The 23,242-nt window shown below is 34.7% G+C and carries 38 protein-coding genes; 6 read left to right on the top strand and 32 right to left on the bottom strand.

The genetic code is table 11. The features are described from left to right. Positions 1-201: 201 nt before the first annotated feature. The 29 genes from rplQ to rpsJ all read right to left on the bottom strand — a co-directional run bounded on the left by rplQ (position 202) and on the right by rpsJ (position 14,107). A complete protein-coding gene (rplQ, locus tag KA883_RS12425; RefSeq protein WP_046208416.1) occupies positions 202-570 on the bottom strand; it encodes a 50S ribosomal protein L17 in 369 nt (122 codons plus the stop codon). Between the two features lie 18 nt (positions 571-588). Beyond that, positions 589-1,533 carry a DNA-directed RNA polymerase subunit alpha gene (locus KA883_RS12420; RefSeq protein WP_019468661.1) on the bottom strand — a complete coding sequence of 315 codons (945 nt, stop codon included), beginning with the start codon at positions 1,531-1,533 and terminating at the stop codon, positions 589-591. A gap of 76 nt (positions 1,534-1,609) precedes the next feature. Beyond that, positions 1,610-1,999 (bottom strand): 30S ribosomal protein S11, encoded by a 390-nt coding sequence (gene rpsK, locus KA883_RS12415; protein ID WP_210140002.1) that lies wholly within the window; start codon positions 1,997-1,999, stop codon positions 1,610-1,612. A gap of 23 nt (positions 2,000-2,022) precedes the next feature. Continuing rightward, the gene (rpsM, locus tag KA883_RS12410; RefSeq protein ID WP_046208417.1) at positions 2,023-2,388 is read right to left on the bottom strand and encodes a 30S ribosomal protein S13; all 366 of its coding nucleotides are present in this window, start codon (positions 2,386-2,388) and stop codon (positions 2,023-2,025) included. Between the two features lie 21 nt (positions 2,389-2,409). Beyond that, on the bottom strand, positions 2,410-2,523 hold the full coding sequence (rpmJ, locus tag KA883_RS12405) for a 50S ribosomal protein L36 (protein ID WP_002482634.1): 114 nt from the start codon (positions 2,521-2,523) through the stop codon (positions 2,410-2,412). Between the two features lie 31 nt (positions 2,524-2,554). Then, entirely contained in the window at positions 2,555-2,773 is a 219-nt protein-coding gene (infA, locus tag KA883_RS12400) for a translation initiation factor IF-1 (RefSeq protein WP_001118443.1), read from the bottom strand. A 173-nt stretch (positions 2,774-2,946) separates the two neighbouring features. After that, positions 2,947-3,597 (bottom strand): adenylate kinase, encoded by a 651-nt coding sequence (locus KA883_RS12395; RefSeq protein ID WP_019468658.1) that lies wholly within the window; start codon positions 3,595-3,597, stop codon positions 2,947-2,949. 17 nt (positions 3,598-3,614) lie between these two features. Next, complete coding sequence (secY, locus tag KA883_RS12390) at positions 3,615-4,907, bottom strand: preprotein translocase subunit SecY (protein ID WP_046208418.1); 1,293 nt, start codon at positions 4,905-4,907, stop codon at positions 3,615-3,617. After that, entirely contained in the window at positions 4,907-5,347 is a 441-nt protein-coding gene (gene rplO, locus KA883_RS12385) for a 50S ribosomal protein L15 (protein WP_046208824.1), read from the bottom strand. Before rplO ends, secY begins: the two co-directional genes overlap by 1 nt. A gap of 16 nt (positions 5,348-5,363) precedes the next feature. After that, positions 5,364-5,543, bottom strand: a complete 180-nt coding sequence (gene rpmD, locus KA883_RS12380; RefSeq protein ID WP_002482630.1) for a 50S ribosomal protein L30 — start codon at positions 5,541-5,543, stop codon at positions 5,364-5,366. A 16-nt stretch (positions 5,544-5,559) separates the two neighbouring features. Continuing rightward, positions 5,560-6,057 carry a 30S ribosomal protein S5 gene (gene rpsE / locus KA883_RS12375; RefSeq protein ID WP_019468655.1) on the bottom strand — a complete coding sequence of 166 codons (498 nt, stop codon included), beginning with the start codon at positions 6,055-6,057 and terminating at the stop codon, positions 5,560-5,562. Positions 6,058-6,077: 20 nt separating this feature from the next. Further along, positions 6,078-6,440 carry a 50S ribosomal protein L18 gene (gene rplR, locus KA883_RS12370; protein WP_046208420.1) on the bottom strand — a complete coding sequence of 121 codons (363 nt, stop codon included), beginning with the start codon at positions 6,438-6,440 and terminating at the stop codon, positions 6,078-6,080. Between the two features lie 31 nt (positions 6,441-6,471). Then, a complete protein-coding gene (gene rplF, locus KA883_RS12365) occupies positions 6,472-7,008 on the bottom strand; it encodes a 50S ribosomal protein L6 (RefSeq protein ID WP_019468653.1) in 537 nt (178 codons plus the stop codon). A gap of 27 nt (positions 7,009-7,035) precedes the next feature. Then, positions 7,036-7,434: a 30S ribosomal protein S8 gene (gene rpsH / locus KA883_RS12360; RefSeq protein ID WP_019468652.1), complete on the bottom strand. Its 399-nt coding sequence runs from the start codon at positions 7,432-7,434 to the stop codon at positions 7,036-7,038. Positions 7,435-7,465: 31 nt separating this feature from the next. Further along, on the bottom strand, positions 7,466-7,651 hold the full coding sequence (locus tag KA883_RS12355; protein WP_046208421.1) for a type Z 30S ribosomal protein S14: 186 nt from the start codon (positions 7,649-7,651) through the stop codon (positions 7,466-7,468). Between the two features lie 21 nt (positions 7,652-7,672). Beyond that, the gene (rplE, locus tag KA883_RS12350; protein WP_046208422.1) at positions 7,673-8,212 is read right to left on the bottom strand and encodes a 50S ribosomal protein L5; all 540 of its coding nucleotides are present in this window, start codon (positions 8,210-8,212) and stop codon (positions 7,673-7,675) included. A 22-nt stretch (positions 8,213-8,234) separates the two neighbouring features. Next, complete coding sequence (rplX, locus tag KA883_RS12345; RefSeq protein ID WP_040029978.1) at positions 8,235-8,555, bottom strand: 50S ribosomal protein L24; 321 nt, start codon at positions 8,553-8,555, stop codon at positions 8,235-8,237. Between the two features lie 41 nt (positions 8,556-8,596). Further along, complete coding sequence (gene rplN / locus KA883_RS12340) at positions 8,597-8,965, bottom strand: 50S ribosomal protein L14 (protein ID WP_019468649.1); 369 nt, start codon at positions 8,963-8,965, stop codon at positions 8,597-8,599. Positions 8,966-8,995: 30 nt separating this feature from the next. Continuing rightward, positions 8,996-9,259, bottom strand: a complete 264-nt coding sequence (gene rpsQ / locus KA883_RS12335) for a 30S ribosomal protein S17 (protein WP_019468648.1) — start codon at positions 9,257-9,259, stop codon at positions 8,996-8,998. 26 nt (positions 9,260-9,285) lie between these two features. After that, on the bottom strand, positions 9,286-9,495 hold the full coding sequence (gene rpmC / locus KA883_RS12330) for a 50S ribosomal protein L29 (protein ID WP_002482620.1): 210 nt from the start codon (positions 9,493-9,495) through the stop codon (positions 9,286-9,288). Then, entirely contained in the window at positions 9,485-9,919 is a 435-nt protein-coding gene (rplP, locus tag KA883_RS12325) for a 50S ribosomal protein L16 (RefSeq protein WP_019468647.1), read from the bottom strand. The genes rpmC and rplP overlap by 11 nt, the downstream gene beginning before the upstream one ends. Before the next feature lie 2 nt (positions 9,920-9,921). Further along, positions 9,922-10,575, bottom strand: a complete 654-nt coding sequence (rpsC, locus tag KA883_RS12320; RefSeq protein WP_019468646.1) for a 30S ribosomal protein S3 — start codon at positions 10,573-10,575, stop codon at positions 9,922-9,924. 23 nt (positions 10,576-10,598) lie between these two features. Continuing rightward, positions 10,599-10,952: a 50S ribosomal protein L22 gene (gene rplV / locus KA883_RS12315; protein ID WP_019468645.1), complete on the bottom strand. Its 354-nt coding sequence runs from the start codon at positions 10,950-10,952 to the stop codon at positions 10,599-10,601. Between the two features lie 28 nt (positions 10,953-10,980). Further along, entirely contained in the window at positions 10,981-11,259 is a 279-nt protein-coding gene (gene rpsS / locus KA883_RS12310) for a 30S ribosomal protein S19 (RefSeq protein WP_019468644.1), read from the bottom strand. 64 nt (positions 11,260-11,323) lie between these two features. After that, positions 11,324-12,157, bottom strand: coding sequence for a 50S ribosomal protein L2 (gene rplB / locus KA883_RS12305; protein WP_046208423.1), 834 nt, complete (start codon positions 12,155-12,157; stop codon positions 11,324-11,326). Positions 12,158-12,185: 28 nt separating this feature from the next. After that, on the bottom strand, positions 12,186-12,461 hold the full coding sequence (gene rplW, locus KA883_RS12300; RefSeq protein WP_046208424.1) for a 50S ribosomal protein L23: 276 nt from the start codon (positions 12,459-12,461) through the stop codon (positions 12,186-12,188). Continuing rightward, a complete protein-coding gene (rplD, locus tag KA883_RS12295) occupies positions 12,461-13,084 on the bottom strand; it encodes a 50S ribosomal protein L4 (protein WP_046208425.1) in 624 nt (207 codons plus the stop codon). Before rplD ends, rplW begins: the two co-directional genes overlap by 1 nt. A 27-nt stretch (positions 13,085-13,111) precedes the next feature. Beyond that, positions 13,112-13,771 carry a 50S ribosomal protein L3 gene (rplC, locus tag KA883_RS12290; protein ID WP_046208426.1) on the bottom strand — a complete coding sequence of 220 codons (660 nt, stop codon included), beginning with the start codon at positions 13,769-13,771 and terminating at the stop codon, positions 13,112-13,114. A 27-nt stretch (positions 13,772-13,798) separates the two neighbouring features. Further along, positions 13,799-14,107 (bottom strand): 30S ribosomal protein S10, encoded by a 309-nt coding sequence (gene rpsJ, locus KA883_RS12285; protein WP_002482611.1) that lies wholly within the window; start codon positions 14,105-14,107, stop codon positions 13,799-13,801. Positions 14,108-14,459: 352 nt separating this feature from the next. Here rpsJ and KA883_RS12280 point away from each other — a divergent pair, with 352 nt between their 5' ends. Next, the gene (locus KA883_RS12280; RefSeq protein WP_046208427.1) at positions 14,460-14,852 is read left to right on the top strand and encodes a hypothetical protein; all 393 of its coding nucleotides are present in this window, start codon (positions 14,460-14,462) and stop codon (positions 14,850-14,852) included. A gap of 130 nt (positions 14,853-14,982) precedes the next feature. On the opposite strand, the gene KA883_RS12275 is transcribed toward KA883_RS12280, so the two are convergent. Both KA883_RS12275 and KA883_RS12270 read right to left on the bottom strand, forming a co-directional pair. Continuing rightward, entirely contained in the window at positions 14,983-16,317 is a 1,335-nt protein-coding gene (locus tag KA883_RS12275; RefSeq protein ID WP_046208428.1) for an NCS2 family permease, read from the bottom strand. Between the two features lie 111 nt (positions 16,318-16,428). Then, on the bottom strand, positions 16,429-18,567 hold the full coding sequence (locus tag KA883_RS12270) for a DNA topoisomerase III (RefSeq protein WP_210140001.1): 2,139 nt from the start codon (positions 18,565-18,567) through the stop codon (positions 16,429-16,431). 121 nt (positions 18,568-18,688) lie between these two features. Between KA883_RS12270 and KA883_RS12265 the strand changes: the two genes are divergently transcribed. The 3 genes from KA883_RS12265 (at position 18,689) to KA883_RS12255 (ending at position 21,476) form a co-directional block, all read left to right on the top strand. Next, entirely contained in the window at positions 18,689-19,558 is an 870-nt protein-coding gene (locus KA883_RS12265) for a GNAT family N-acetyltransferase (protein WP_046208429.1), read from the top strand. A gap of 190 nt (positions 19,559-19,748) precedes the next feature. Continuing rightward, positions 19,749-20,606, top strand: coding sequence for a RhaT/GlcU family sugar-proton symporter (locus tag KA883_RS12260; protein ID WP_046208430.1), 858 nt, complete (start codon positions 19,749-19,751; stop codon positions 20,604-20,606). Positions 20,607-20,684: 78 nt separating this feature from the next. Further along, positions 20,685-21,476: a glucose 1-dehydrogenase gene (locus tag KA883_RS12255; protein ID WP_046208431.1), complete on the top strand. Its 792-nt coding sequence runs from the start codon at positions 20,685-20,687 to the stop codon at positions 21,474-21,476. A 137-nt stretch (positions 21,477-21,613) separates the two neighbouring features. Here the strand turns inward: KA883_RS12255 and KA883_RS12250 are convergent, their stop codons facing one another. Further along, positions 21,614-22,522, bottom strand: coding sequence for an AEC family transporter (locus KA883_RS12250; RefSeq protein ID WP_046208432.1), 909 nt, complete (start codon positions 22,520-22,522; stop codon positions 21,614-21,616). A 147-nt stretch (positions 22,523-22,669) separates the two neighbouring features. On the opposite strand from KA883_RS12250, the gene KA883_RS12245 reads away from it, so the two are divergent. Together KA883_RS12245 and mspA are read left to right on the top strand one after the other, a co-directional pair. After that, a complete protein-coding gene (locus KA883_RS12245; RefSeq protein WP_164987263.1) occupies positions 22,670-22,846 on the top strand; it encodes an SE1832 family protein in 177 nt (58 codons plus the stop codon). Positions 22,847-22,909: 63 nt separating this feature from the next. After that, complete coding sequence (gene mspA / locus KA883_RS12240) at positions 22,910-23,227, top strand: membrane stabilizing protein MspA (RefSeq protein ID WP_046208433.1); 318 nt, start codon at positions 22,910-22,912, stop codon at positions 23,225-23,227. Positions 23,228-23,242: the final 15 nt, after the last annotated feature.

Genomic DNA, 23,242 nt, shown 5'->3' with positions numbered 1-23,242 from the left:
TGCTTTGCAATTGCATAAGTCCCCCTAAATTCTTCGAATTAAGGGGGACTAACAAAAAAAAGCGCGCACCCCATCATATTTGAGTTCACGCTTTAAAATTTATTAAGTTTGATGGGGTACTCTGAGCTAGACAATATTTGTATGTGGCAAACATTATCGTTGCACTCATTTGCTTTATACATAGTAGTATGTGTATTTAAATTAAACTAATTCTATAATTACTGATTCAGCACCGTCACCACGACGAGGGCCTACTTTAAGGATACGAGTGTAACCGCCTTGACGTTCTGTATAACGTTCAGCAATTTCACCAAATAATTTTTGAAGTGCAGTTTGTGTTGTTTCATCTTCATTTAAGATTTCAACATTACGTAAAGTTTTAGCAGCTTGACGACGAGATGCTAAATCTCCTTTTTTACCTAAAGTGATTAATTTTTCAACAACACTACGTAATTCTTTTGCACGTGCTTCTGTAGTTTCAACACGCTCACTTACAATAAGTGAAGTAGCTAAGTCACGTAACATCGCTTTACGTTGATCAGATGTACGTCCTAATTTTCTGTAACCCATGAGTTAACCTCCTTTATATTAATCTTCTTTTCTAAGACCTAAACCTAGATCTTCAAGTTTATATTTAACTTCTTCTAATGATTTACGTCCTAAATTGCGCACTTTCATCATATCTGCTTCAGATTTATCAGCTAATTCTTGAACAGAATTAATACCTGCGCGTTTCAAACAGTTATATGAACGTACAGATAGGTCTAATTCTTCAATAGACATTTCAAGTACTTTTTCTTTTTGATCTTCTTCTTTTTCAATCATGATTTCAGCATTTTGAGCTTCATCAGTTAATCCAACGAAGATGTTCAAATGTTCAGTTAAGATTTTTGCCGCTAGAGAAACAGACTCTTGTGGCGTAATAGAACCATTAGTCCAAACATCTAAAGTTAATTTATCAAAATCACTACTTTGACCTACACGTGTGTTTTCTACAGTATAGTTAACACGTTCTACTGGTGAATATAGTGAATCCACTGGAATTACACCAATTGGTAAATCACTAGTGTTATTTTGTTCTGCTAATGCGTAACCTCTACCCTTATTAGCAACAAGACGGATTTTTAAATGTCCACCTTTAGATACTGTTGCGATCTTAATCTCAGGATTTAAAATCTCTACATCACTATCATGTGTGATGTCACTTGCAGTAACTTCGCCTTCATCTTTTACATCAATCTCTAATGTTTTATCTTCTTCAGAATAAATTTTCAATGCTAGTTTTTTGATGTTCATGATAATTGTTGAAACATCTTCTACAACATTATCTATTGCTGAGAATTCATGTAATACACCTTCGATTTCGATGTATTTAACGGCTGCACCTGGTAATGAAGATAGTAGGATACGACGTAAGGAGTTTCCTAGTGTAGTACCGTAGCCACGTTCTAGTGGTTCAACAACGAACTTACCGAATTTAGCATCTTCACTAATTTCAATTGTTTCAATTCTAGGTTTTTCGATTTCAATCATTTACAAATATCCTCCTTGATTACGTCGACTTGAATTGTACTGTGTTTCTCAGTGACTTGCGACAATAACGATAATATTATACGCGACGACGTTTTGGTGGACGACAACCATTATGTGGTACTGGAGTAACGTCACGGATTGCAGTTACATCTAATCCAGCTGATTGTAATGCACGGATCGCTGATTCACGACCTGGGCCAGGACCTTTAACTGTAACTTCAACAGTTTTCAAACCATGTTCCATAGCTGCTTTAGCTGCAGTTTCTGATGCCATTTGTGCTGCGAATGGTGTTGATTTTTTTGATCCTTTAAATCCAAGTGCACCTGCTGATGACCATGATAAAGCATTACCAAATTCATCAGTAATAGTTACGATTGTATTATTGAATGTTGAGCGGATATGTGCTACACCATTCTCAATATTCTTTTTCACTCTACGTTTACGAAATACTTGTTTACGTGCCATTTAAAATTTGCCTCCTTTACCTATTATTTTTTCTTGTTAGCTACAGTTTTAACTGGGCCTTTACGAGTACGAGCATTGTTTTTTGTTTTTTGTCCGCGTACTGGTAATCCACGACGGTGACGGATACCACGGTATGATGAGATTTCCATTAAACGTTTAATGTTTAAGTTTTGCTCACGACGTAAGTCACCTTCTACTTTATAATTGTCGATTACTTCACGGATACGACCTAATTCGTCATCAGTTAAGTCTTTAACGCGTGTATCTGCAGATACATTTGCTTCTTCAACAATTTTTTGAGCTGTAGTAGTACCGATACCATATACATAAGTTAACGAAATAACAATACGTTTTTCACGTGGAATATCTACTCCTGCTATACGTGCCATAATTATTTACACCTCTCTTTATTAACCTTGTCTTTGTTTGTGTTTTGGATTGCTACAAATTACCATTACTTTACCTTTACGTTTAATGACTTTACATTTTTCGCAAATTGGTTTTACTGATGGTCTTACTTTCATTTTAATACCTCCCTATATTATGGAGTGACGATTATTTATAACGATACGTAATTCTTCCGCGTGTTAAATCATACGGAGACATTTCTACAGTTACTTTGTCGCCAGGTAGAATTCGAATATAATTCATTCTGATTTTACCACTAACGTGAGCTAAAATCTCATGACCATTTTCTAATTCTACTTTAAACATTGCATTTGGTAAAGTATCTAATACTGTACCTTCTAATTCAATAACATCTTGCTTAGCCATTTATTAACTTCCCCCTTTTTACAATAGTTGGTTATCGTCTAAGATCAACTCTAACCCTACGAGTCTATAAGTGTTGTTAATAAGTTCAACAAAATTAAAATGAATTACTATATCGCATTGTCACTCTTTTTCGTTTATACTCTTGGCATTACATAGACCGTACAAAGTTGATACTATTTTAGATTCTCAAGAATATCGATTACGTTTGAAGTAACCTCGTTAATATCTTTTGAACCATCAATGTTTTTCAATACATTTTCATTATCATAGTATTCTAGGATTGGCTTAGATTGTTTCACATTGACATTTAAACGATTTGCAACTGTCTCTGGGTTGTCATCTTCACGTTGGTATAATTTACCACCGTCAATATCACAAATGCCATCAACTTTTGGAGGATTGAATACAAGATGATAAGTGTGCCCGCATTTTTCGCAAATTCTACGACCAGTAAGGCGGTTCATTAATTCTTCTTCAGGTACCTCTATATTGATAACAGCATCAATTTTTCTATCTAATTCTTGCATGATTTCACTTAATGCTTTTGCTTGTTCAATAGTACGAGGAAAGCCGTCAAGTAAGAATCCTTTTTTTGCATCGTCTTCAGAAATTCTTTCTTTTACGATGCCCACAGTAACTTCATCAGGGACTAATTCTCCACGATCCATGTATGATTTAGCTTCTTTGCCTAAATCCGTTTCATCTTTAATCGCTTTTCTGAACATGTCTCCAGTAGATATGTGTGGAATTGGGAATTTCTTAACAATTTCACTCGCTTGAGTTCCTTTACCTGCGCCAGGTAAACCCATTAAAATGATATTCATAAGTGCCCTCCTACAATTTATCTACCACCAAAGCCTCTATAATCTTTTTGACTCACTTGAGCTTCAAGACTCTTCATTGTTTCAATCGCAACACCAATTACGATAAGTAGACTTGTACCACCGACTTGAATCGATTGTGGTAAGTCCATCACCTTAGTAGCAATGATTGGTAGTATAGCAACGACAGCTAAGAATATTGATCCTACAAAGGTCAATCTGTAGAGAACTTTAGTAATATATTTTTTTGTTTGTTCGCCAGGTCTAATACCCGGAACATAACTTCCTTGTTTTTTAAGGTTATCAGACATCTTTTCAGGATTGACTTGTACAAATGCATAGAAATATGCAAATGCAATAATAAGGATTACATAAACAATCATCCCTATATTATTCGATGGATTTGCAACGTCAGATACTTTTTGCGCCCAACTTGCATCAGGGAAGAACAAAGTTAATGTTCTTGGTAATAAGAAGAACGCCATTGCAAAGATGACTGGGATAACCCCTGCAGAGTTAACTTTCAAAGGTAAATATGTTGCTTGTGAACCTAATCGTTGTGCAGACTGTTTTTTCGCATATTGAATTGGTATTTTTCTAATAGCTTGTAGTACGAATATTGCACCAACTGTTAGCAATATCATTCCAACAATTAACCCAATAACTTTTAACCATGCTAAAGTTGTGTCATCTTGTCCTACAAAGGACTGTTGGTAAAACTGGATTAATGATGAAGGTAATGAAGATAAAATACCTCCAAAGATAATGATGGAAATACCATTACCAACACCGAATTGAGTGATTTGTTCACCTATCCAAATTAAAAACGCTGTTCCAGCTGTTAATACAACAGCTATTGTCAGGTAGCTTATTACGGACTGATCCATAATAAGTTGACCTTGTAAATAATTATTAAATTGGAACGCCATTCCTATTGATTGGATAAAAGCAAGTACAATCGCAAAATAACGGGTTACGTTATTAAGTTTCTTTCTACCTGCATCACCTTGTTTTGCCCACTCTGAAAACTTTGGAACAATATCCATTTGTAATAACTGCATCACAATTGATGCAGTAATATATGGCATTATACCCATGGCAAAGATAGAAAAGTTCTGCAAGGCTCCGCCACCAAACGTATTCAGTAAGTCAGTGACACCTTGAGAACCTTGTTGACTGTCAAAAGCAGCTGGATTTACGCCAGGTGCTGGAATATAAGTACCTATTTTAAAAATAACTAACATTGCGAGCGTAAAAAAGATCTTGTTACGAACTTCTTTTGTAGTAAAGAAGCTCACAAGCGTTTGAAACATTAGATCACCTCGTGTGCTCCGCCTTTAGCATCAATAGCTTCTGCTGCAGAAGCAGAGAATTTGTTAGCTTTCACTGTTAACTTCTTGTCAAGTGAACCGTTACCTAGTACTTTAATACCAGATTTTTCACTTTTAACTACACCAGATTCTACTAATAAAGCAGGAGTTACTTCAGTACCATCCTCAAATTTATTAAGTTGGTCTAAGTTAACAATAGCATATTCTTTGCGGTTAATGTTAGTAAAACCTCGTTTTGGTAAACGGCGGAATAAAGGTAATTGTCCACCTTCAAATCCTGGTCTGATACTACCACCTGAACGCGCTTTTTGTCCTTTTTGTCCACGGCCACTAGTTTTACCGTTACCAGTAGCTGCACCACGACCTACGCGGTTACGAACTTTACGAGAACCTTCTGCTGGTTTTAACTCATGTAATTTCATTTCGGCACCTCCTTAATTATTTTTCTTCTACTGTCACTAAGTGACTTACTTTGTTGATTTGCCCACGAATAGCAGGGTTATCTTCAACAACTACTGAAGAGTTTGTTTTTTTCAAACCTAAAGCTTCAACAGTTTTACGTTGTGTTTCTGGACGACCTATAACACTACGAGTGAGGGTAATTTGTAATTTAGCCATAACTTATTTTCCCTCCTTAATTATATAATTCTTCTACTGACTTGCCACGTAATTTCGCAACTTGTTCAGCATTTTTAAGGTTTTGTAATCCATTAATTGTTGCACGCACCATGTTGATTGGTGTGTTTGAACCTAAAGATTTACTTAAGATATCAGTGATACCTGCTAGTTCTAATACCGCACGAACAGGACCACCCGCAATAACACCAGTACCAGGTGCAGCTGGTTTCATTAATACACTACCTGAACTGAATTGTCCAGTAATCATGTGAGGAGTTGTACCTTCGACACGTGGAACTTCAACTAAGTTTTTCTTAGCTGCTTCAACTGCTTTTTTGATTGCTTCAGGTACCTCTTGTGCTTTACCAGTACCGAATCCAACGCGACCGTTTTTATCTCCAACTACTACTAAAGCGCTGAAACGGAAACTACGACCACCTTTTACAACTTTTGCAACACGATTAATTGTAACAACGCGTTCTTCAAATTCTTTCGCTTCTTCTCTACGAGCCATGTAAATGTCCCTCCTTTAAATTAAAATTCTAAACCATTTTCACGAGCTGCTTCTGCTAATGCTTTAACACGTCCGTGATATAAATATCCTCCGCGGTCAAATACAATTGTTTTTACGCCTTTTTCATTTGCTCTTTTAGCAATTGTTTCGCCGACTTTAGCTGATAAATCAACTTTAGATCCAGTTTCATTAGCTAGATCTTTTTCTTGTGTTGAAGCTTGTGCTAATGTTTTGCCATTAACATCATCGATAACTTGTGCATAAATGTGTTTGTTTGAACGATAAACATTTAGACGTGGTTTTTCAGCAGTGCCAGACAATTTGTTACGGACACGTGCATGTCTTTTCAAACGCACTTTGTTTTTATCAATTTTGCTGATCATTTTATTACTCCTTTCTTCTGAAAGTTATTTATTATTTACCAGTTTTACCTTCTTTACGGCGAACGTATTCACCTTGGTAACGGATTCCTTTACCTTTGTAAGGTTCTGGAGGTCTTACTGAACGGATGTTTGAAGCAATCGCTCCAACTTGTTCTTTTGAAATACCTTCTACAGTTACTGTAGTGTTTTTATCAACACCGAAAGTGATTCCATCTTCAGCTTTAAATTCAACTGGATGTGAGTATCCAACGTTTAATACTAGGTCATTACCTTGCATTTGAGCACGGTAACCAACACCTACAAGCTCAAGTGTTTTTTTATAGCCATCTTTAACACCTAGAATCATATTATTAATCAAAGCACGAGTTGTACCATGAACTGTTCTATCATTTTGAGAATCAGTTGGTCTAACAACTTCTAATGTGTTTTCATCTTGCTTATATGTCATTCTTTCATTCATTGTTTGTGATAATTCGCCTTTTGGACCTTTAACAGAAACTGTATTTCCTTCGATAGTTACTGTAACGTCGCTAGGGATGTCAATAATTTTTTTACCAACACGACTCATGTTATCGCACCTCCTTGTTATTAATTATTACCAAACGTAGCCTAAGATTTCTCCACCAATATTACGTTTTCTTGCTTCTTTATCAGTGATTACACCTTCAGAAGTAGAAACTAATGCAATACCTAAACCATTTAATACTTTAGGTACTTCGTTTGCTTTAGCATAAACACGTAAACCTGGTTTTGAGATACGTTTTAATCCAGTGATAACACGTTCATTGTTTTGACCATATTTAAGGAATAAACGGATAACCCCTTGTTTATCGTCTTCAACGTATTCTACGTTTTTAATGAAACCTTCACTTTTTAATATTTCAGCAATTTCTTTTTTAATATTTGATGCAGGTAATTCTAACTTATCGTGACGCACCATGTTTGCGTTTCTTACACGAGTTAGCATATCTGCAATTGGATCGTTGATTGTCATTGAATGTTGCCTCCTTTCAGACTTTTTTCTATTACCAGCTAGCTTTACGAACGCCAGGGATTTGGCCTTTATAAGCTAATTCACGGAAACAAATACGGCATAATTTAAATTTACGATATACAGAATGTGGACGACCACAACGTTCACAACGCGTATATTCACGTACTTGGAACTTTTGTTTTTTTTGTTGCTTAGCAACCATTGAACTTTTAGCCACTTAATTAGCCTCCTTTAGAGATTATTTTTGAAATGGCATACCGAATTGTGTTAACAATTCACGAGCTTCCTCGTCAGTGTTAGCAGTTGTTACGATAACGATATCCATTCCTCGTATTTTACTTACTCGGTCATAGTCGATTTCAGGGAAAATTAATTGTTCTTTAACACCTAAAGTGTAGTTACCTCTACCGTCAAATGCTGATTTTGATACACCACGGAAGTCACGAACACGTGGAAGTGATACCGCAATTAATTTATCTAAAAAGTCATACATTCTTTCACCGCGTAAAGTTACTTTAGCACCGATTGGCATACCTTCACGCAAACGGAATGTAGCGACAGATTTTTTCGCTTTAGTTACTAATGGTTTTTGACCAGTGATAGCTTGTAATTCTTCTACAGCATCATCTAATACTTTAGAGTTTTGTACAGCATCACCAACACCCATGTTTACTACAATTTTTTCTATTTTTGGTACTTCCATTACAGAACTATAGTTGAATTTTTTTACTAAGTCCGTTGTAACTTCAGTATTAAATTTTTCTTTTAAACGATTCACAGTGGATCCTCCTTTCAATTAATTATTCATTATTAGATTTAATTTCTTCGCCAGATTTTTTTGCAATTCTAACTTTTTTACCGTCTTCGAATTTGTAACCTACACGAGTAGGTTCATTCGTTTTAGGGTCTAATAATTGTACATTAGAAACATGGATTGCTGCCTCTGTTTCTAAGATTCCACCTTCAGGATTAAATTGAGTTGGTTTTTGGTGTTTTTTAATAGTGTTAACACCTTCCACAACGACACGGTCTTTTTTAGGTTCAGTAGCTACTACTTTACCTTCTTTACCTTTGTCTTTACCTGCGATAACTTTTACGTTGTCACCTTTTTTGATATGCATGTGTGGCACCTCCTTAAATTTATATATTTATAAATAGTTTATTAAAGTACTTCTGGAGCTAATGATACAATTTTCATGAAATTACCTTCACGTAATTCACGCGCAACTGGTCCAAAAATACGAGTACCACGTGGGCCTTTGTCGTCACGAATGATGACACATGCATTTTCATCAAATTTGATATATGAACCGTCATTACGACGTACACCTGATTTAGTACGTACAACAACAGCTTTAACTACTTCACCTTTTTTGACAACGCCGCCTGGTGTAGCATGTTTAACAGTAACGACGATTACGTCACCAATGTTCGCTGTTTTACGACCAGATCCACCTAATACTTTGACTGTAAGTACTTCACGTGCACCAGAGTTATCTGCTACTTTTAATCGTGTTTCTTGTTGGATCATGAGTTAAACCTCCTTTATCTTCACTGTTTATTAAATAATTACTGATTCTTCAACAATATCTACTAAACGGAAACGCTTAGTTGCTGATAAAGGACGTGTTTCTTGAATCTTAACGATGTCCCCTAATTTAGCTGAGTTGTTTTCATCATGTGTTTTGTATTTTTTAGAGTATTTTACTCGTTTGCCATATAGTTTGTGTGTTTTGTATGTTTCAACAAGTACAGTTACTGTTTTATCCATTTTATCGGAAACGACTCTACCTACATAAACTTTACGATCATTTCTTTCGCTCACTTTAGTAACCTCCTCTTTCAATTTGATTATTGATTAGCCTTACCTTGTTCAATTTCTCTTTCACGAGCAACAGTTTTTAGACGTGCAATCGTTTTTCTTACTGTACGAATACGTGCAGTTTCCTCTAATTGTCCTGTAGCTAACTGAAAGCGTAGGTTAAAAAGCTCCTCTTTTGAAGATTTGATTTGTTCTTCGATTTCAGAAGTGGTTAAGTCTCTAATTTCCTTAGCTTTCATTTGTTTCACCACCCAATTCTTCACGTTTTACAAACTTAGTTTTAACTGGAAGTTTGTGACTAGCTAAACGTAATGCTTCACGCGCAACTTCTTCGTTTACGCCTGCAACTTCAAATAAAATTCTACCTGGTTTTGCAACAGCAATCCAGCCTTCAACGGCACCTTTACCAGCACCCATACGAACTTCTAAAGGTTTTTTAGTGTAAGGTGTGTGTGGGAAGATTTTGATCCAAACTTTCCCGCCACGTTTCATATAACGAGTCATTGCAATACGAGCTGATTCGATTTGACGAGATGTGATCCAAGACGTTGTAGTTGCTTGTAAACCATACTCACCAAATGTTACATAGTTACCGCCTTTAGAACGACCAGTTGTTTTAGGACGATGTTGACGACGATATTTAACACGTTTTGGTAGTAACATTATTATTTTCCTCCTTCACTAGTGTTCTTAGTAGGAAGAACTTCTCCACGATAAATCCACACTTTGACACCTAACTTACCATAAGTTGTGTCTGCTTCTGCGTGTGCATAGCCTATGTCAGCACGTAGTGTATGAAGTGGAACAGTTCCTTCTGAATATTGTTCTGCACGAGCGATATCAGCACCAGCTAAACGACCAGATACTTGTGTTTTGATACCTTTAGCGCCTTGTTTCATCGCTCTTGTAATAGCTTGTTTTTGTACACGACGGAAAGATGCACGATTTTCTAATTGACGCGCAATGTTTTCCGCTACCAATTTAGCATCTAAATCTACTTTTTTGATTTCAATTACGTTGATGTGTACTTTTTTATTTGTTAATGAATTTAATTTGTTACGAAGTTTTTCTATTTCTGAACCGCCTTTACCGATTACCATACCAGGTTTACCAGTGTGAATAGCGATGTTGATACGATTAGCAGCACGTTCAATTTCTACATGAGAAACTGAAGCTTCACTTAATGCGTTATCAATAAACTTACGGATTTTTAAATCTTCGTGTAATAATGATGCGAAGTCTTTTTCTGCATACCATTTAGCTTCCCAATCACGGATTACACCGACACGAAGTCCAATTGGATTAATTTTTTGACCCACAGTGTTCCCTCCTTAAGATTTTATTAAGCTTCTTTAGCTTCTTCTTTACCGTCACTTACGACGATTGTAATGTGGCTTGTACGTTTGTTGATCGCACTTGCACTACCTTGTGCACGTGGACGGAAACGTTTTAAAGTTGGTCCTTCATTAGCATAAGCTTCTTTAACTATTAACTCATCTGTGTTCATGTCATAGTTATGTTCTGCATTAGCTAAAGCGGACATTAATAATTTCTCAATTACTGGTGATGAAGCCTTGTTTGTTAATTTCAAAATCGCTATCGCTTCACCGGCGCTTTTGCCTCTAATTAGATCTAATACTAATCTAACTTTACGAGGTGCGATTCTTATTGTTTTAGCAACCGCTTTTGCTTCCATTCCAATTTCCTCCTCTACCTGTTAGATATTATCTTCTTGTTTTTTTATCGTCTGCAACGTGACCTTTAAATGTACGTGTTGGTGCAAACTCTCCAAGTTTATGACCAACCATATCTTCTGTTACAAATACAGGCACATGTTTACGTCCATCATATACAGCGAATGTATGTCCGATGAAATCAGGGAAAATAGTTGAACGACGTGACCAAGTTTTGATTACTTGTTTTTTCTCGCTTCCGCTTTGAGCTTCAACCTTTTTCATTAGGTGATCGTCAACGAAAGGTCCTTTTTTAATACTACGAGCCATAGTGGCGCCTCCCTTCTTATTATGTGCGTGCAGCGGTTAAGCCGCACACCCAAATAAGTTATTTTTATTTTTTCTTACGTCCACGAACGATAAGTTTATCTGATGATTTTTTACCGCGACGTGTTTTCTTACCAAGTGTTGGTTTGCCCCAAGGTGACATTGGAGAAGGCATACCGATTGGTGCGCGTCCTTCACCACCACCGTGTGGGTGATCGTTAGGGTTCATTACAGAACCACGAACTGTCGGACGGATACCTTTCCATCTTGAACGTCCAGCTTTACCAACGTTAACAAGTTCGTGTTGGATATTACCAACTTGTCCAATAGTAGCACGGCAAGTTGAAAGAATCATACGTACTTCGCCAGATCTTAATCTGATTAATACATATTTACCTTCTTTACCTAATACTTGTGCACTTGCACCAGCAGAACGAGCGATTTGTCCACCTCTACCAGGTTTCAACTCGATGTTATGAATAACAGTACCTACTGGAATATTTTGTAGTGGTAGTGCATTACCTACTTTAATATCTGCTTCTGCACCACTTTCAAGTGTTTGACCTACTTTTAAGTTTTTAGGTGCAATAATATAACGTTTTTCTCCATCAGCGTAAAATAACAATGCGATATTTGCTGAACGGTTTGGATCATATTGAATTGAATCAACTTTTGCTTGGATACCATCTTTGTTACGTTTGAAATCAATTACACGATATTGACGTTTGTGTCCACCGCCATGATGGCGTACAGTCAATTTACCTTGATGATTTCGTCCCGCTCTTTTCGGTAGCGGTTGTAATAGTGACTTTTCAGGAGTAGTTTTCGTAATTTCAGCGAAATCTAAACTAGTCATATTACGACGACCGTTAGTAATTGGCTTATATTTTTTTAGAGCCATTGTCGTTTACCTCCTTATTGGTAATTTTTTAGTTAAATAGATCGATTGATCCTTCTTTTAATTTAACGATTGCTACGCGTCGTTTGTTTGTATAGCCTTGGTAACGGCCCATACGTTTTTTCTTTGGTTTGTAGTTAATAATATTCACATTATCAACTTTTACATCAAAGATTTCTTCTACAGCGATTTTTACTTGTGTTTTATTCGCACGAGTATCAACATCGAATGTATATTTGTCTTCAGCCATTGCAACTGAAGATTTTTCAGTGATTACGGGGCGCTTAAGAACGTCTCTTGCTTCCATTATCCGAGCACCTCCTCAACTTTTTTAGCAGCTGCTTCTGTGATTACGACACTGTCAGCGCTTGTTAAATCTAGAACGTTTAAACCTTGTGCAGTTGTTACTTGAACACCTGGGATGTTACGTGCTGAAAGTGCAACATTTACATCTTCAGATTCAGTGATCACTAACACTTTTGTAGGTTGTTCTAAGTTAGAAAGTACAGTTTTGAATTCTTTTGTTTTCGGAGTTTCAAAACTTAATGTATCTACAATTGTTAAGCTATTTTCTTGTGCTTTGAAAGATAATGCTGAGCGTAAAGCTAAACGACGCATTTTCTTAGGCATTTTGTAAGCATAGCTTCTTGGTGTTGGTCCGAATACGATCCCACCACCACGCCATTGTGGCGCACGAATAGTACCTTGACGCGCACGTCCTGTACCTTTTTGTCTCCATGGTTTACGTCCACCACCACGTACTGCTGAACGGTTCTTAACAGCATGTGTACCTTGGCGTAATGAAGCACGTTGTAAATTAATTGCTTCAAAAAGAACGTTGTTGTTTGGTTCGATTGCAAATACTGCATCGCTTAATTCAACTGAACCTGATTTAGTTCCATCTACTTTTAATACATCATAATTTGCCATTATGCATTTCCTCCTTTCGCTCTATAATTATTTATTACCTTTAATTGATGAAGAAATTTCTAAGAATCCTTTTTTCGGACCTGGTACGTTACCTTTTACTAAGATAACTTTGTTTTCAGCGTCAACTTGAACTACTTCTAAGTTTTGGACTGTTACTGTGTTTCCACCCATACGTCCTGGCATTTTTTGTCCTTTGAAAACTTTTGAAGCATCAGATGCCATACCTACTGAACCAGGTGATCTATGGAAATGAGAACCATGTGACATTGGTCCACGTGCTTGGTTATGGCGCTTGATAGCACCTTGGAATCCTTTACCTTTAGATACGCCAGTTACATCGATGATGTCACCAGCTTCAAATGTTTCAACTGAGACTTCTTGACCTACTTCGTATTCATCAACATTGACGTTTCTGAATTCACGAATGAAGCGCTTAGGTGCTGAGCTCGCTTTTTTAGCGTGACCTTCAGCTGGCTTATTAGCATATTTGCTTGATTTGCTTCCTTTTTTGTAAGCTGCTTTATCAGCATAACCTACTTGGATTGCATTATAGCCATCTACTTCTTCAGTTTTCTTTTGTAATACTACGTTTTCACTAGCTTCTACTACTGTTACAGGGATTAAATCACCGTTTTCTCCGAAAACTTGTGTCATCCCGATTTTTCTTCCTAAGATTCCTTTGGTCATCGAAAGTCCACCTCCTAAATTTTTCTATTATAATTTGATTTCGATGTCTACACCAGATGGTAAGTTTAAGCCCATAAGAGCATCTACTGTTTTAGGTGTAGGGTTAACAATATCGATTAAGCGTTTATGTGTACGTTGTTCGAATTGTTCACGTGAATCTTTATACTTATGCACGGCACGAATTACAGTGTAAACTGATCTTTCAGTCGGTAACGGAATTGGTCCAGAAACATCTGCACCAGAACGTTTTGCTGTTTCAACAATTTTTTCTGCAGATTGATCGATAACTCTGTGATCATAAGCTTTTAATCTGATTCTGATTTTTTGTTTTGCCATAATTTTCCCTCCTTATTCGTCTACATTTAAGTGATAGACTTCTCCACGAAAACTATCTCACACAGCGCCATGGCAAAGCGGCCGGGTGTGTCAGTAACCTTTCGCTTCATCGCGTGTTCTTAAAGTCCAACATTAGATATGTTACATGAAAAGCAGTGATTTATCAAGCTTTTCTGCAAAAGTTTTTACTATTTGCCTAACACATACCTTGTTATTATACTTGAACTACTTATTCAGTTCAACCTCTTTTCGGAAATTTTTGATGTTTGTAATTTTAATTGATTATTTGTTCTTTTTTATTTCTATTTCATTTATTTCGTTTATACTATTATTTAGTTAGGAGTGAATATTAATGAAAAGTGGTATTCGTACAACGCTTATAATTTTGAGTTTAATATTAATTGTTGGTGAGTTTATATATGGTATTCCGTTTTTAGGTGGGAGTATTATTTTTAGTTTTGGTTGGCAACCTTTATTAATCAATGCATTGCTCTACTTTGTAATCGTGATTATATTAGTCGTCGATAAACAAAATTCTATTAAACCAATGTTAGTGATTCCTTTATTAGGTGTTTTCGGTTCCTTTTTAGCATTTGTACCTTTTGTTGGTATGATTGTGCATTGGATTTTATTCTTTTTAATGTTGTTCTTTGTGTTAATTATTTTTTCGACACCACTTTATGTTCCAAATAAACATGCAAAAGTTGTTTATACACAACACAAACAAGAGAATAAGAAGTTTTAAAAATATATAGTTATGATAGCTATATTATAATGAAGAAACACATCCTTTTTTATAAAATTTTTGTTAGTAATAAGTGCTTACAAAAAAATCCTTTTGCTGCGATACGAAACGCTGCAAAAGGATTTTTTATTTAGCCGTGAACAAATACAAAATATAATATAAACAATATCATTAAAGCATACATGATTGGGTGGACTTCTTTATGTCTTTTAGAAATCAACATTGTGATTGGATAAAAGATGAAACCACAAGCAATACCAGTTGCGATTGAATAAGATAATGGCATCATAATGATCGTGATAAATGCCGGTACGGCAACTTCGAATTTTTTCCAATCTATTTCCGCAAAATTGGCAGCCATCAACACACCCACGACTACAAGCGCTGGCGTAGTCACTGCACTTGTTACTACTTCCATTAAAGGACTAAAAAATATCGCTAATAGGAAACAAAAACCTGTAACAACACTAGCAAATCCAGTACGCGCCCCTACAGCGACACCTGAAGTAGATTCAATATAGGAAGTTGTTGTTGTCGTACCAAAAATTGAACCAACTATCGTTGCTAATGAATCAGAAAATAATGCGCGTCCAGCTCTCGGTAATTTATTATTCTTCATCATACCTGCTTGTGTTGCTACTGCAACAAGTGTACCTGCAGTATCGAAGAAATCTATAAATAAAAACGTTAAAATTACAATTAAAAATTGCACAGTGAACAACTGACCGGGATCTTTGAATGCTTCAAAAGCGGCTCCAAAAGTAGGTTCAATACTTGGTACTTTGCCTACAATGCCACTTGGTGTATGTATTAATCCTGTAAGCATACCTAAAATAGATGTTAGTACCATACCAATAAATATAGCACCAGGTACTCTAACAGCATACAGAATCACTGTTATTATAATCCCAAATATTGTTAACAATACTGGACCATCAGTTATATGACCCAAAGTCACTAACGTAGAATCATTATTAGTAATAATTCCTGAGCTTTGTAATCCTACAAAGGTAATAAACAAACCTATACCCGCTGAAACCGCCATTTTCATTTGATAGGGTATTGCATTAATAATGGTCTCTCTTAAACCTGTCATAGTTAGTATTGCAAAAACTACACCAGAGAATAACACACCAGTCAAACCTACTTGCCATGGAATTCCCATTGTTAACACCACTGTAAATGCGAAAAACGCATTTAAGCCCATGCCGGGTGCTAAGGCAATTGGATACCTAGCTATCAAGCCCATGAATAACGAACCAACAAACGCTGCTAGTGCTGTAGCAACAAAAATAGCACCTTGATCCATTTTCATATTTTCTGAAACACCTTTTACGCCTGCTAAACTTAGTACTTGAGGGTTGACAGCTAAGATATATGCCATTGACAAGAAAGTTGTAAGCCCACCAAGTATCTCTTTCTTATAGTTTGTTTTATGTTTTTCAAACTTGAAATACTTTTTCACGGTTTAGTTCTCCTTTTTTTAAAATACCTACACATTCTAATACCAATTTCATTATTTTACAATAGCAAACACGAACTTCTTGTCAAAATTAATGCTATTCGTTCGATTAATTTAAAATTTCAAACCTTTTAACGCATCTTGAAATGGATTGTTCTCTAAGCCATCATTGTTATTCATATATTTTTTTAAATCTTTTTTGTTTACTTTATCTGATTTTTTATTTTTATGACGTTTATCCATTTGTGCTTGTGTTTCAGTATGTCCACACACACAACGATATACTGCTTCTTTTCCTTTTCCAAACAACATCATTTTTTTATGGCAATTTGGACAACGCGCATTGGTTTTTCTTTGAATATTCTTTTTAGTTTTACATTTCGGATCCTGACAAACCAGCATTTGTCCATTTTTAGTTTTAACTTTAATCATAAATTTGCCACATGTAGGACATTCCGTTGTGGTTAAATTATCGTGTTTATAATTCTGTTCGCTTTCTTTTATTTCACTGACAACTTCATGTGTGAAATTTTTCATCTCAGATATAAATTGATTGGCATTATATTTACCTTGTTCTATTAAAGATAGTTTTTCTTCCCACTCAGCAGTTAATAGCGGAGATGTTAATTTTTGTGGTGCAAGCTCTAGTATTTGTTTTCCTTTAGAGGTAACTTTGATTTTACCGTCACGTGATTCGATTGCATTCATATTAAATAATTTTTCAATGATATCTGCTCTAGTCGCAACTGTTCCAATTCCACCTGTTTCTTTTAATGTTTCATTATATTTTTTATTGTTTAATTTAAAGAATTTTTGTGGGCTTTCCATCGCTTTTAATAATGTACCTTCATTAAAATATGAAGGTGGCGTTGTTTCATGGTGCTCAATTTTAGCTTGTGTGATATGCAATTTGGATGATTTTGTTAATTTTTCTATTTGCTCGTTTACTGATGCTTCAGTTTCATAAATCGCCTTAAACCCTAATTTTTTAGTGATTTTATCTTTAAATTCGAATTTATATTTCCCACTTACAATTTGGATTGATACAGCCTCGTATTCGTGTGGCGGCATAAGATTTTCTAAAAATCTTTGAGCAATCATCAGATAAATTTTTGTTTCACGTTGGGTTAGTTGATTCATATCTGGACGTACTTCTGTTGGGATAATTGCATGGTGGTCTGATACTTTTTGATTATTTATAAATTTTTCATTTATTGAAAAAGATTGTGTTAATTGTTTTTTTGCAATTTCTTTTAACGATGTGCCCATGATAGCTTGTATTCTATCTTTTAGTGTATTTACCATATCATCAGTTAAATAATTAGAATCTGTTCGTGGGTATGTTACTAGTTTATGTCTTTCATACAAAGTCTGTAAAACATTCAATGTTTCTTTTGGACCAAAGTGATAACGTTTGTATGCCTCTTGTTGCAAATCTGTTAAACTGAACAGTTTAGGTGCATAGGACTTTTTATGTTTTTTATTAATACTTTCAATCAAACCGTCTTTCTCACTGATTTCACTTTTTATCTTTTCAAAAACTGATTTATCATTACTTGTCTCTGGCGTCACACATTGGAATGTAAGCCCCCCAGCAACAATATTCATTTTAAAATAAGTTTGTGGAGAAAAGTGATTAATTTCGTTTTGTCTCATTTGAACGAGTTGTATCGTCGGTGTCTGAACTCTACCGAGAGACAATTGTGCATCATATTTCGTAGTTAATGCACGCGTTGCATTGATACCAACAATCCAGTCTGCCTCACTTCGAGCAAGTGCTGCATAATATAAATTGTTAAATTTACGACCATCTTGTAATTTTGAAAAGCCATCTTTAATTGCTTTTTTTGTTACTGAACTAATCCACAACCTTTTAATCGGTTTCTTATTATGAGATTTATCCAAAATTAAACGCGCAACAAGTTCACCTTCTCTACCGGCATCTGTTGCGATAATAATATCTTTTGTGTTTTTGTTATTGATTAATGATTGTACAATAGAAAATTGTTTTTTGGTCTTACTTATGACAACCGTCTTCATACGGTTAGGTATAATAGGGAGATCGTTAAGTTTCCATTCTTTATAATTATTATCATATTGTTCTGGCGTAGCATTTGTAACTAAATGCCCCAATGCCCAAGTCACAATATATTTATTATTTTCAAAGTAACCATTACGTTTATCATTTATATTTAATGCTTGCGCAATATCTCTACCTACAGAAGGTTTTTCTGCAATAATGAGTGATTTCATAATTTCGTCCTTTCAGTTCAATGATATTCTTATTGTAACATGTATATAGCACATCAAAACTTCCATTTACATGAAAAAGTTCTTATAATTAACTTAATAGTTCATCATATGGAGGTATTATATGAAAACAACAAATCCGAACGATGTCGATCAAATCTTGGAATTTTTGAATAATGCTAACTATCAATCTGCTTCTTATTTGTACAAATTACCACAAATGCATAATGATATTAGGTCTGTTATTACCAATGCAATACAGGATCCTGGTGTGTTTGCACAAGTGAACAATCAAGATGAAATTACAATGTTACTTTTAGCTTTAAAGTACGAAGATAATAAATATAAAGTATTAGGCCCATTTATACGCAAAAATATTACGCCTACTATCGAAGAAATGACACAACTTTTTGATGCTTTAGCTCAAAGTAAACCTGATACTGCAAATTTTAATTTTTCTTTTGAAGAACATGAACAAGAATACTTGCCGCTTATGAAATCATTAGGTGCATCCTATAGCTTTACTGACTACTATCTCATTTCTACAAAAGATATTGGAAATGTTGGTAATGAACAAAATATTATTGAATATCAACCTGCGTTCTACCCTTATTTTAGTAAATTACATGATCAGACATTTAAACATGATGTAATGACTGCTGCTGAAATTGTAAAATCATTAGATGAGTACCATCGCCTATTTATATTCATGTCTGAAGGATTATTAAAAGGTTATTTATATCTTGAAATCGCTGAAAACAACCATATAGCTGAAATCAAATACTTTTCTTCGCACTCTGATTACAGATTAATGGGGATTGCTTTTGATTTACTATCATATTCTCTACATTTTGCTTTTTCAACTTTTGATATTGATAAGATATATTTTAAAATACGCAGTAAAAATACTACACTTGTTGAGCGTTTCAACGAATTAGGTTTTAACATTAATTATGAATATAAAAAATTCAAGTACGTAGCGGCATACATTTAAATTATAAGTGTTTTATATTTTTACATTTTTAATATCCATATAGACTTTTTTAAAAATTAAAAAGCTGAACTGTAATCTAATATTTTTACTATTCGATACCTTTACTTTAAAATGAGTGTCTAGGGCAATCTTCAGTGATTGTTTTATAAAGGGAAAGTAAAAATAAATAGAGAGTGAGTGAAGCTTAATTATGGATTTATTAATTGCCCTGCTCCCAGCATTATTTTGGGGAAGTGTTGTTTTAATTAATGTACTCGTTGGTGGTGGCCCTTACAATCAAATCAGAGGGACTACTTTCGGTGCACTTATCATAGGTATCTTATTATTACTTACTGGCAATACAAAATTCGATGACCCCATCGTCATTATTGTAGGTTTAATATCTGGTGCTTTTTGGGCATTAGGACAAGGTTATCAATTAAAATCAGTCAGTTTAATTGGCGTATCTAAAACAATGCCAATTTCAACAGGGTTACAACTTGTAGGTACCACTTTATTTAGTGCTATATTTTTAGGTGAATGGAGTACTGGCACACAAGTAATTCTTGGCTTAGTTGCAATGATTTTACTTGTTGGCGGTATTGCGCTTACTTCAATTAAAGGTAAAAATGAAGCTTCAGAAAGTACGAAAAACTTTGGTAAAGCAATTCCTATCTTGTTAATTTCCACTGTAGGTTATGTCGTCTATGTTGTAGTTGCACAAATTTTTGGTGTTGATGGTATGAATGCCCTATTTTTCCAATCTATTGGTATGGCAATAGGTGGATTAATATTATCAGCTAAACATGAAACTACGATTAGAAGTACAGTTTGGAATCTAATACCTGGTGTCATATGGGGTATAGGAAACTTGTTTATGTTCTATTCACAACCAAAAGTAGGTGTGGCGACAAGTTTCTCATTTTCACAATTATTAGTAATTGTTTCTACACTTGGTGGCATTTTTCTTTTAGGTGAACGAAAAGATAAACGTCAGATGATAGGCATCTGGACAGGTATCATTTTAATCGTTATCGCTGCATTTGTTTTAGGCAATATTAAAGCTTAATCAAGTATTATAAAACTATATTCGACTAAACACTTTAATTCATCAAAATTTATGCCGAATAACTAGGAGGAATCTTAAATGTTTAAAGATTTAGCAGGAAAAGTAGTCATTATTACTGGGGCTGGTAGTGGTATTGGAAAAGCCATGGCAGAGCAGTTTGGTGAAGAACAAGCGAATGTCGTATTAAACTACAGATCCAAACGTCATATGGATGCTATAGAAGCCTCAATTAAATTAATTGAAAATGCTGGTGGCAAAGCATTAAAAGTTCAAGCAGATATCTCTAAAGAAAATGATATTGATCACCTCATTCAAACTACTGTAAATCACTTTGGTACATTAGATATCATGATTAACAATGCCGGATTTGAAAAAGCAATCCCAACACATGAAATGCCTTTAGATGAGTGGCAAAAAGTAATTGATATTAACCTAACAGGTGCTTTTTTAGGTTCCAAAGCCGCAGTTAATCAATTTCTAAAAGAGAATAAAAAAGGTGTTATTCTTAATACTTCAAGTGTACATGATAAAATCCCTTGGCCTAATTATGTGAATTACGCTGCTAGTAAAGGCGGTTTAAAATTAATGATGGAAACAATGTCTATGGAATATGCTCAATATGGCATCCGCATTAATAATATTTCACCAGGGGCAATTGTAACGGAACATACAAAAGAAAAATTTTCAGACCCAGCAACACGGGCAGAAACATTAGAAATGATTCCGGCAAAAGAGATTGGTGAAGCAAATGAAGTCGCAAATGTAGCAAGATTTCTTGCCTCTGATTTAGCAAGTTATATTCATGGAACTACCATTTACGTTGATGGTGGAATGACTAATTACCCCGCGTTTATGGGAGGTAAAGGATAAAGTCATCGCGCCAATCCAAACACATGCATTTGATCATTAATACTTATGCTCGATATTTAAGGGTCCGGGACACCATTGATATGTCCCAGACCCTTATTTTTTATATTCAAATCGTTTCATAGTCTTCCAAAAATCAATTAAACAAATAACGCTTGATATACATACAATATAATAATGCTAATTAAAATCGTTAAATTACTCACCATTCCAACGAGTGGCAAAGTCTTATACTTAAATTGAATGGAATAAGGTATAATAGCAACACCTACTGGTAATAACCAAGCAACTTGTAGTGTTGTTTTAATCATATCATTATCAACTGGTAAAAAGAAGTAAACGAGCAATCCTGCGATGATTCCCAATCCATAATGTAAACCTAAATACTTTAAAGCAATAGGCAAGAAGCGTTTATCAATACTAAAGTTGAGCATCAAACCTAATAATATCATTGAAAGTGGCATATTAGCGCCAGATAGTACAGAGAAAAATTTAATTACAGGCTCTGGGAAGTGTATATTAAGCATATTTAATATAAACATAATGATATATGTCATTAAAGGAACCGATTTAAGTAAATTCTTTCCTAAATATTTAAAATCAAAATTATCACCTGCACTACTGAAATAACTGCCAACAAAGTATGTAACACCAAACATAATCATTGCGCCACCTATATCTGCCATTCCAAAATATATCATTCCTGTTTTAGGCCATATCGCTTCTACAAGTGGATAAGCAAATAAACCAATATTTAGCGAAGCTGTCATCATGCCAACTGTTCCACGTATGTGATTGTCATATTTTAAGAAAAACCAAATCACGATGACCTTAGCGATAACACCATACAATATCATCATTATCGGTAATATTGATAGTGACAAATCTAAACTTGCACCATTTAAATTAACAATCACTAAAGAAGGTAATGTTATGTTTAATACGAGTGTTGAAAAGACTTGACTATCGTTAGCTTTAAAGTAATTTATCCGTTTGAGTACATAGCCTAATGCAATGAGTAATATAATAATGATAAATTGTTGGGTCACATTATTCCTTCTTTCATCCAATCATCTGTTTTCATTCTATTTTCATACTTTAACATAAGTGGCAACCATTTTAGAAGCTTTCGAATCCATGTTATAATTCAACTTATATACGAAATGCTTACATTAAACAAAAATGGAGGTAATTGAATGGATTTAAATGATAAATTAGCGGAACTGAAATATGATTATGTTAGATTACAAGGAGACCTCGAAAAAAGAGAATCAGTTAATCAATCTGTGGATCCTTTAATAAAACAACTTGAAAAAATAGAGCAAGAAATGTCAGAGGTACGTTCAGAAATTAGACAAAAAGAAAATAAATAACATCCTAGTAAATCAATAACTTACATGCTAAGATTAAGGGCGAACATAGAAAGGATGTAATAAATGCAACTGTATCTTATATTTTTGCCAGTGTTATATTTAATCGTAAGTTACATAAGTATATTTAAAATGAACACCATTATAACGCGTATTTTACGTATTATTATGTCTTTACTTTTATTATTCGTGGTAGCTATTACAACATTATCGTTCCCAGCAATCAATTGGTGGGTCTTTATTGTCCTACTGCTTATCATAGGTAATGTAGAAATTACAGCTTTCAAAAACGGCAAAAAAGACCAAAAAGCCGTTCAAATTTTAAATATAATGAGCGTTATCTTATTTGTAATTTATGTTATTTTGACTTTAGTTTTATATTAAAAACCACTATTTTAA

This window comes from Staphylococcus sp. GDY8P54P (assembly GCF_017892645.1).
Lineage (GTDB): Bacteria > Bacillota > Bacilli > Staphylococcales > Staphylococcaceae > Staphylococcus > Staphylococcus ureilyticus.
Note: the sequence above shows the minus strand (reverse complement) of the source record. Positions and strands in the feature narration are given on the sequence as shown.

Excerpts from the sequence above, each read along its gene's own strand:
- KA883_RS12260 (WP_046208430.1), top strand. The coding sequence starts at position 19,749 with ATGGATTTATTAATTGCCCTGCTCCCAGCATTATTTTGGGGAAGTGTT.
- rplD (WP_046208425.1), bottom strand. The coding sequence starts at position 13,084 with ATGGCAAATTATGATGTATTAAAAGTAGATGGAACTAAATCAGGTTCA.
- KA883_RS12280 (WP_046208427.1), top strand. The coding sequence starts at position 14,460 with ATGAAAAGTGGTATTCGTACAACGCTTATAATTTTGAGTTTAATATTA.
- rplO (WP_046208824.1), bottom strand. The coding sequence starts at position 5,347 with ATGAAATTACATGAGTTAAAACCAGCAGAAGGTTCTCGTAAAGTTCGT.
- infA (WP_001118443.1), bottom strand. The coding sequence starts at position 2,773 with ATGGCTAAGCAAGATGTTATTGAATTAGAAGGTACAGTATTAGATACT.
- KA883_RS12395 (WP_019468658.1), bottom strand. The coding sequence starts at position 3,597 with ATGAATATCATTTTAATGGGTTTACCTGGCGCAGGTAAAGGAACTCAA.
- rplR (WP_046208420.1), bottom strand. The coding sequence starts at position 6,440 with ATGATCAGCAAAATTGATAAAAACAAAGTGCGTTTGAAAAGACATGCA.
- secY (WP_046208418.1), bottom strand. The coding sequence starts at position 4,907 with ATGTTTCAAACGCTTGTGAGCTTCTTTACTACAAAAGAAGTTCGTAAC.
- rpmC (WP_002482620.1), bottom strand. The coding sequence starts at position 9,495 with ATGAAAGCTAAGGAAATTAGAGACTTAACCACTTCTGAAATCGAAGAA.
- rplC (WP_046208426.1), bottom strand. The coding sequence starts at position 13,771 with ATGACCAAAGGAATCTTAGGAAGAAAAATCGGGATGACACAAGTTTTC.
- rplB (WP_046208423.1), bottom strand. The coding sequence starts at position 12,157 with ATGGCTCTAAAAAAATATAAGCCAATTACTAACGGTCGTCGTAATATG.
- rpsK (WP_210140002.1), bottom strand. The coding sequence starts at position 1,999 with ATGGCACGTAAACAAGTATTTCGTAAACGTAGAGTGAAAAAGAATATT.
- rpsJ (WP_002482611.1), bottom strand. The coding sequence starts at position 14,107 with ATGGCAAAACAAAAAATCAGAATCAGATTAAAAGCTTATGATCACAGA.
- KA883_RS12265 (WP_046208429.1), top strand. The coding sequence starts at position 18,689 with ATGAAAACAACAAATCCGAACGATGTCGATCAAATCTTGGAATTTTTG.
- KA883_RS12245 (WP_164987263.1), top strand. The coding sequence starts at position 22,670 with ATGGATTTAAATGATAAATTAGCGGAACTGAAATATGATTATGTTAGA.
- rpmD (WP_002482630.1), bottom strand. The coding sequence starts at position 5,543 with ATGGCTAAATTACAAATTACCCTCACTCGTAGTGTTATAGGTCGTCCA.
- rplF (WP_019468653.1), bottom strand. The coding sequence starts at position 7,008 with ATGAGTCGTGTTGGTAAAAAAATTATTGACATCCCTAGCGACGTTACA.
- mspA (WP_046208433.1), top strand. The coding sequence starts at position 22,910 with ATGCAACTGTATCTTATATTTTTGCCAGTGTTATATTTAATCGTAAGT.
- KA883_RS12270 (WP_210140001.1), bottom strand. The coding sequence starts at position 18,567 with ATGAAATCACTCATTATTGCAGAAAAACCTTCTGTAGGTAGAGATATT.
- rplP (WP_019468647.1), bottom strand. The coding sequence starts at position 9,919 with ATGTTACTACCAAAACGTGTTAAATATCGTCGTCAACATCGTCCTAAA.
- rplW (WP_046208424.1), bottom strand. The coding sequence starts at position 12,461 with ATGGAAGCAAGAGACGTTCTTAAGCGCCCCGTAATCACTGAAAAATCT.
- rplX (WP_040029978.1), bottom strand. The coding sequence starts at position 8,555 with ATGCATATCAAAAAAGGTGACAACGTAAAAGTTATCGCAGGTAAAGAC.
- rplV (WP_019468645.1), bottom strand. The coding sequence starts at position 10,952 with ATGGAAGCAAAAGCGGTTGCTAAAACAATAAGAATCGCACCTCGTAAA.
- rpsS (WP_019468644.1), bottom strand. The coding sequence starts at position 11,259 with ATGGCTCGTAGTATTAAAAAAGGACCTTTCGTTGACGATCACCTAATG.
- KA883_RS12255 (WP_046208431.1), top strand. The coding sequence starts at position 20,685 with ATGTTTAAAGATTTAGCAGGAAAAGTAGTCATTATTACTGGGGCTGGT.
- KA883_RS12420 (WP_019468661.1), bottom strand. The coding sequence starts at position 1,533 with ATGATTGAAATCGAAAAACCTAGAATTGAAACAATTGAAATTAGTGAA.
- rplQ (WP_046208416.1), bottom strand. The coding sequence starts at position 570 with ATGGGTTACAGAAAATTAGGACGTACATCTGATCAACGTAAAGCGATG.
- rpmJ (WP_002482634.1), bottom strand. The coding sequence starts at position 2,523 with ATGAAAGTAAGACCATCAGTAAAACCAATTTGCGAAAAATGTAAAGTC.
- rpsH (WP_019468652.1), bottom strand. The coding sequence starts at position 7,434 with ATGACAATCAACGATCCAATTGCAGATATGCTAACTCGTGTAAGAAAC.
- rpsE (WP_019468655.1), bottom strand. The coding sequence starts at position 6,057 with ATGGCTCGTAGAGAAGAAGCGAAAGAATTTGAAGAACGCGTTGTTACA.
- rpsM (WP_046208417.1), bottom strand. The coding sequence starts at position 2,388 with ATGGCACGTATAGCAGGAGTAGATATTCCACGTGAAAAACGTATTGTT.
- rplN (WP_019468649.1), bottom strand. The coding sequence starts at position 8,965 with ATGATCCAACAAGAAACACGATTAAAAGTAGCAGATAACTCTGGTGCA.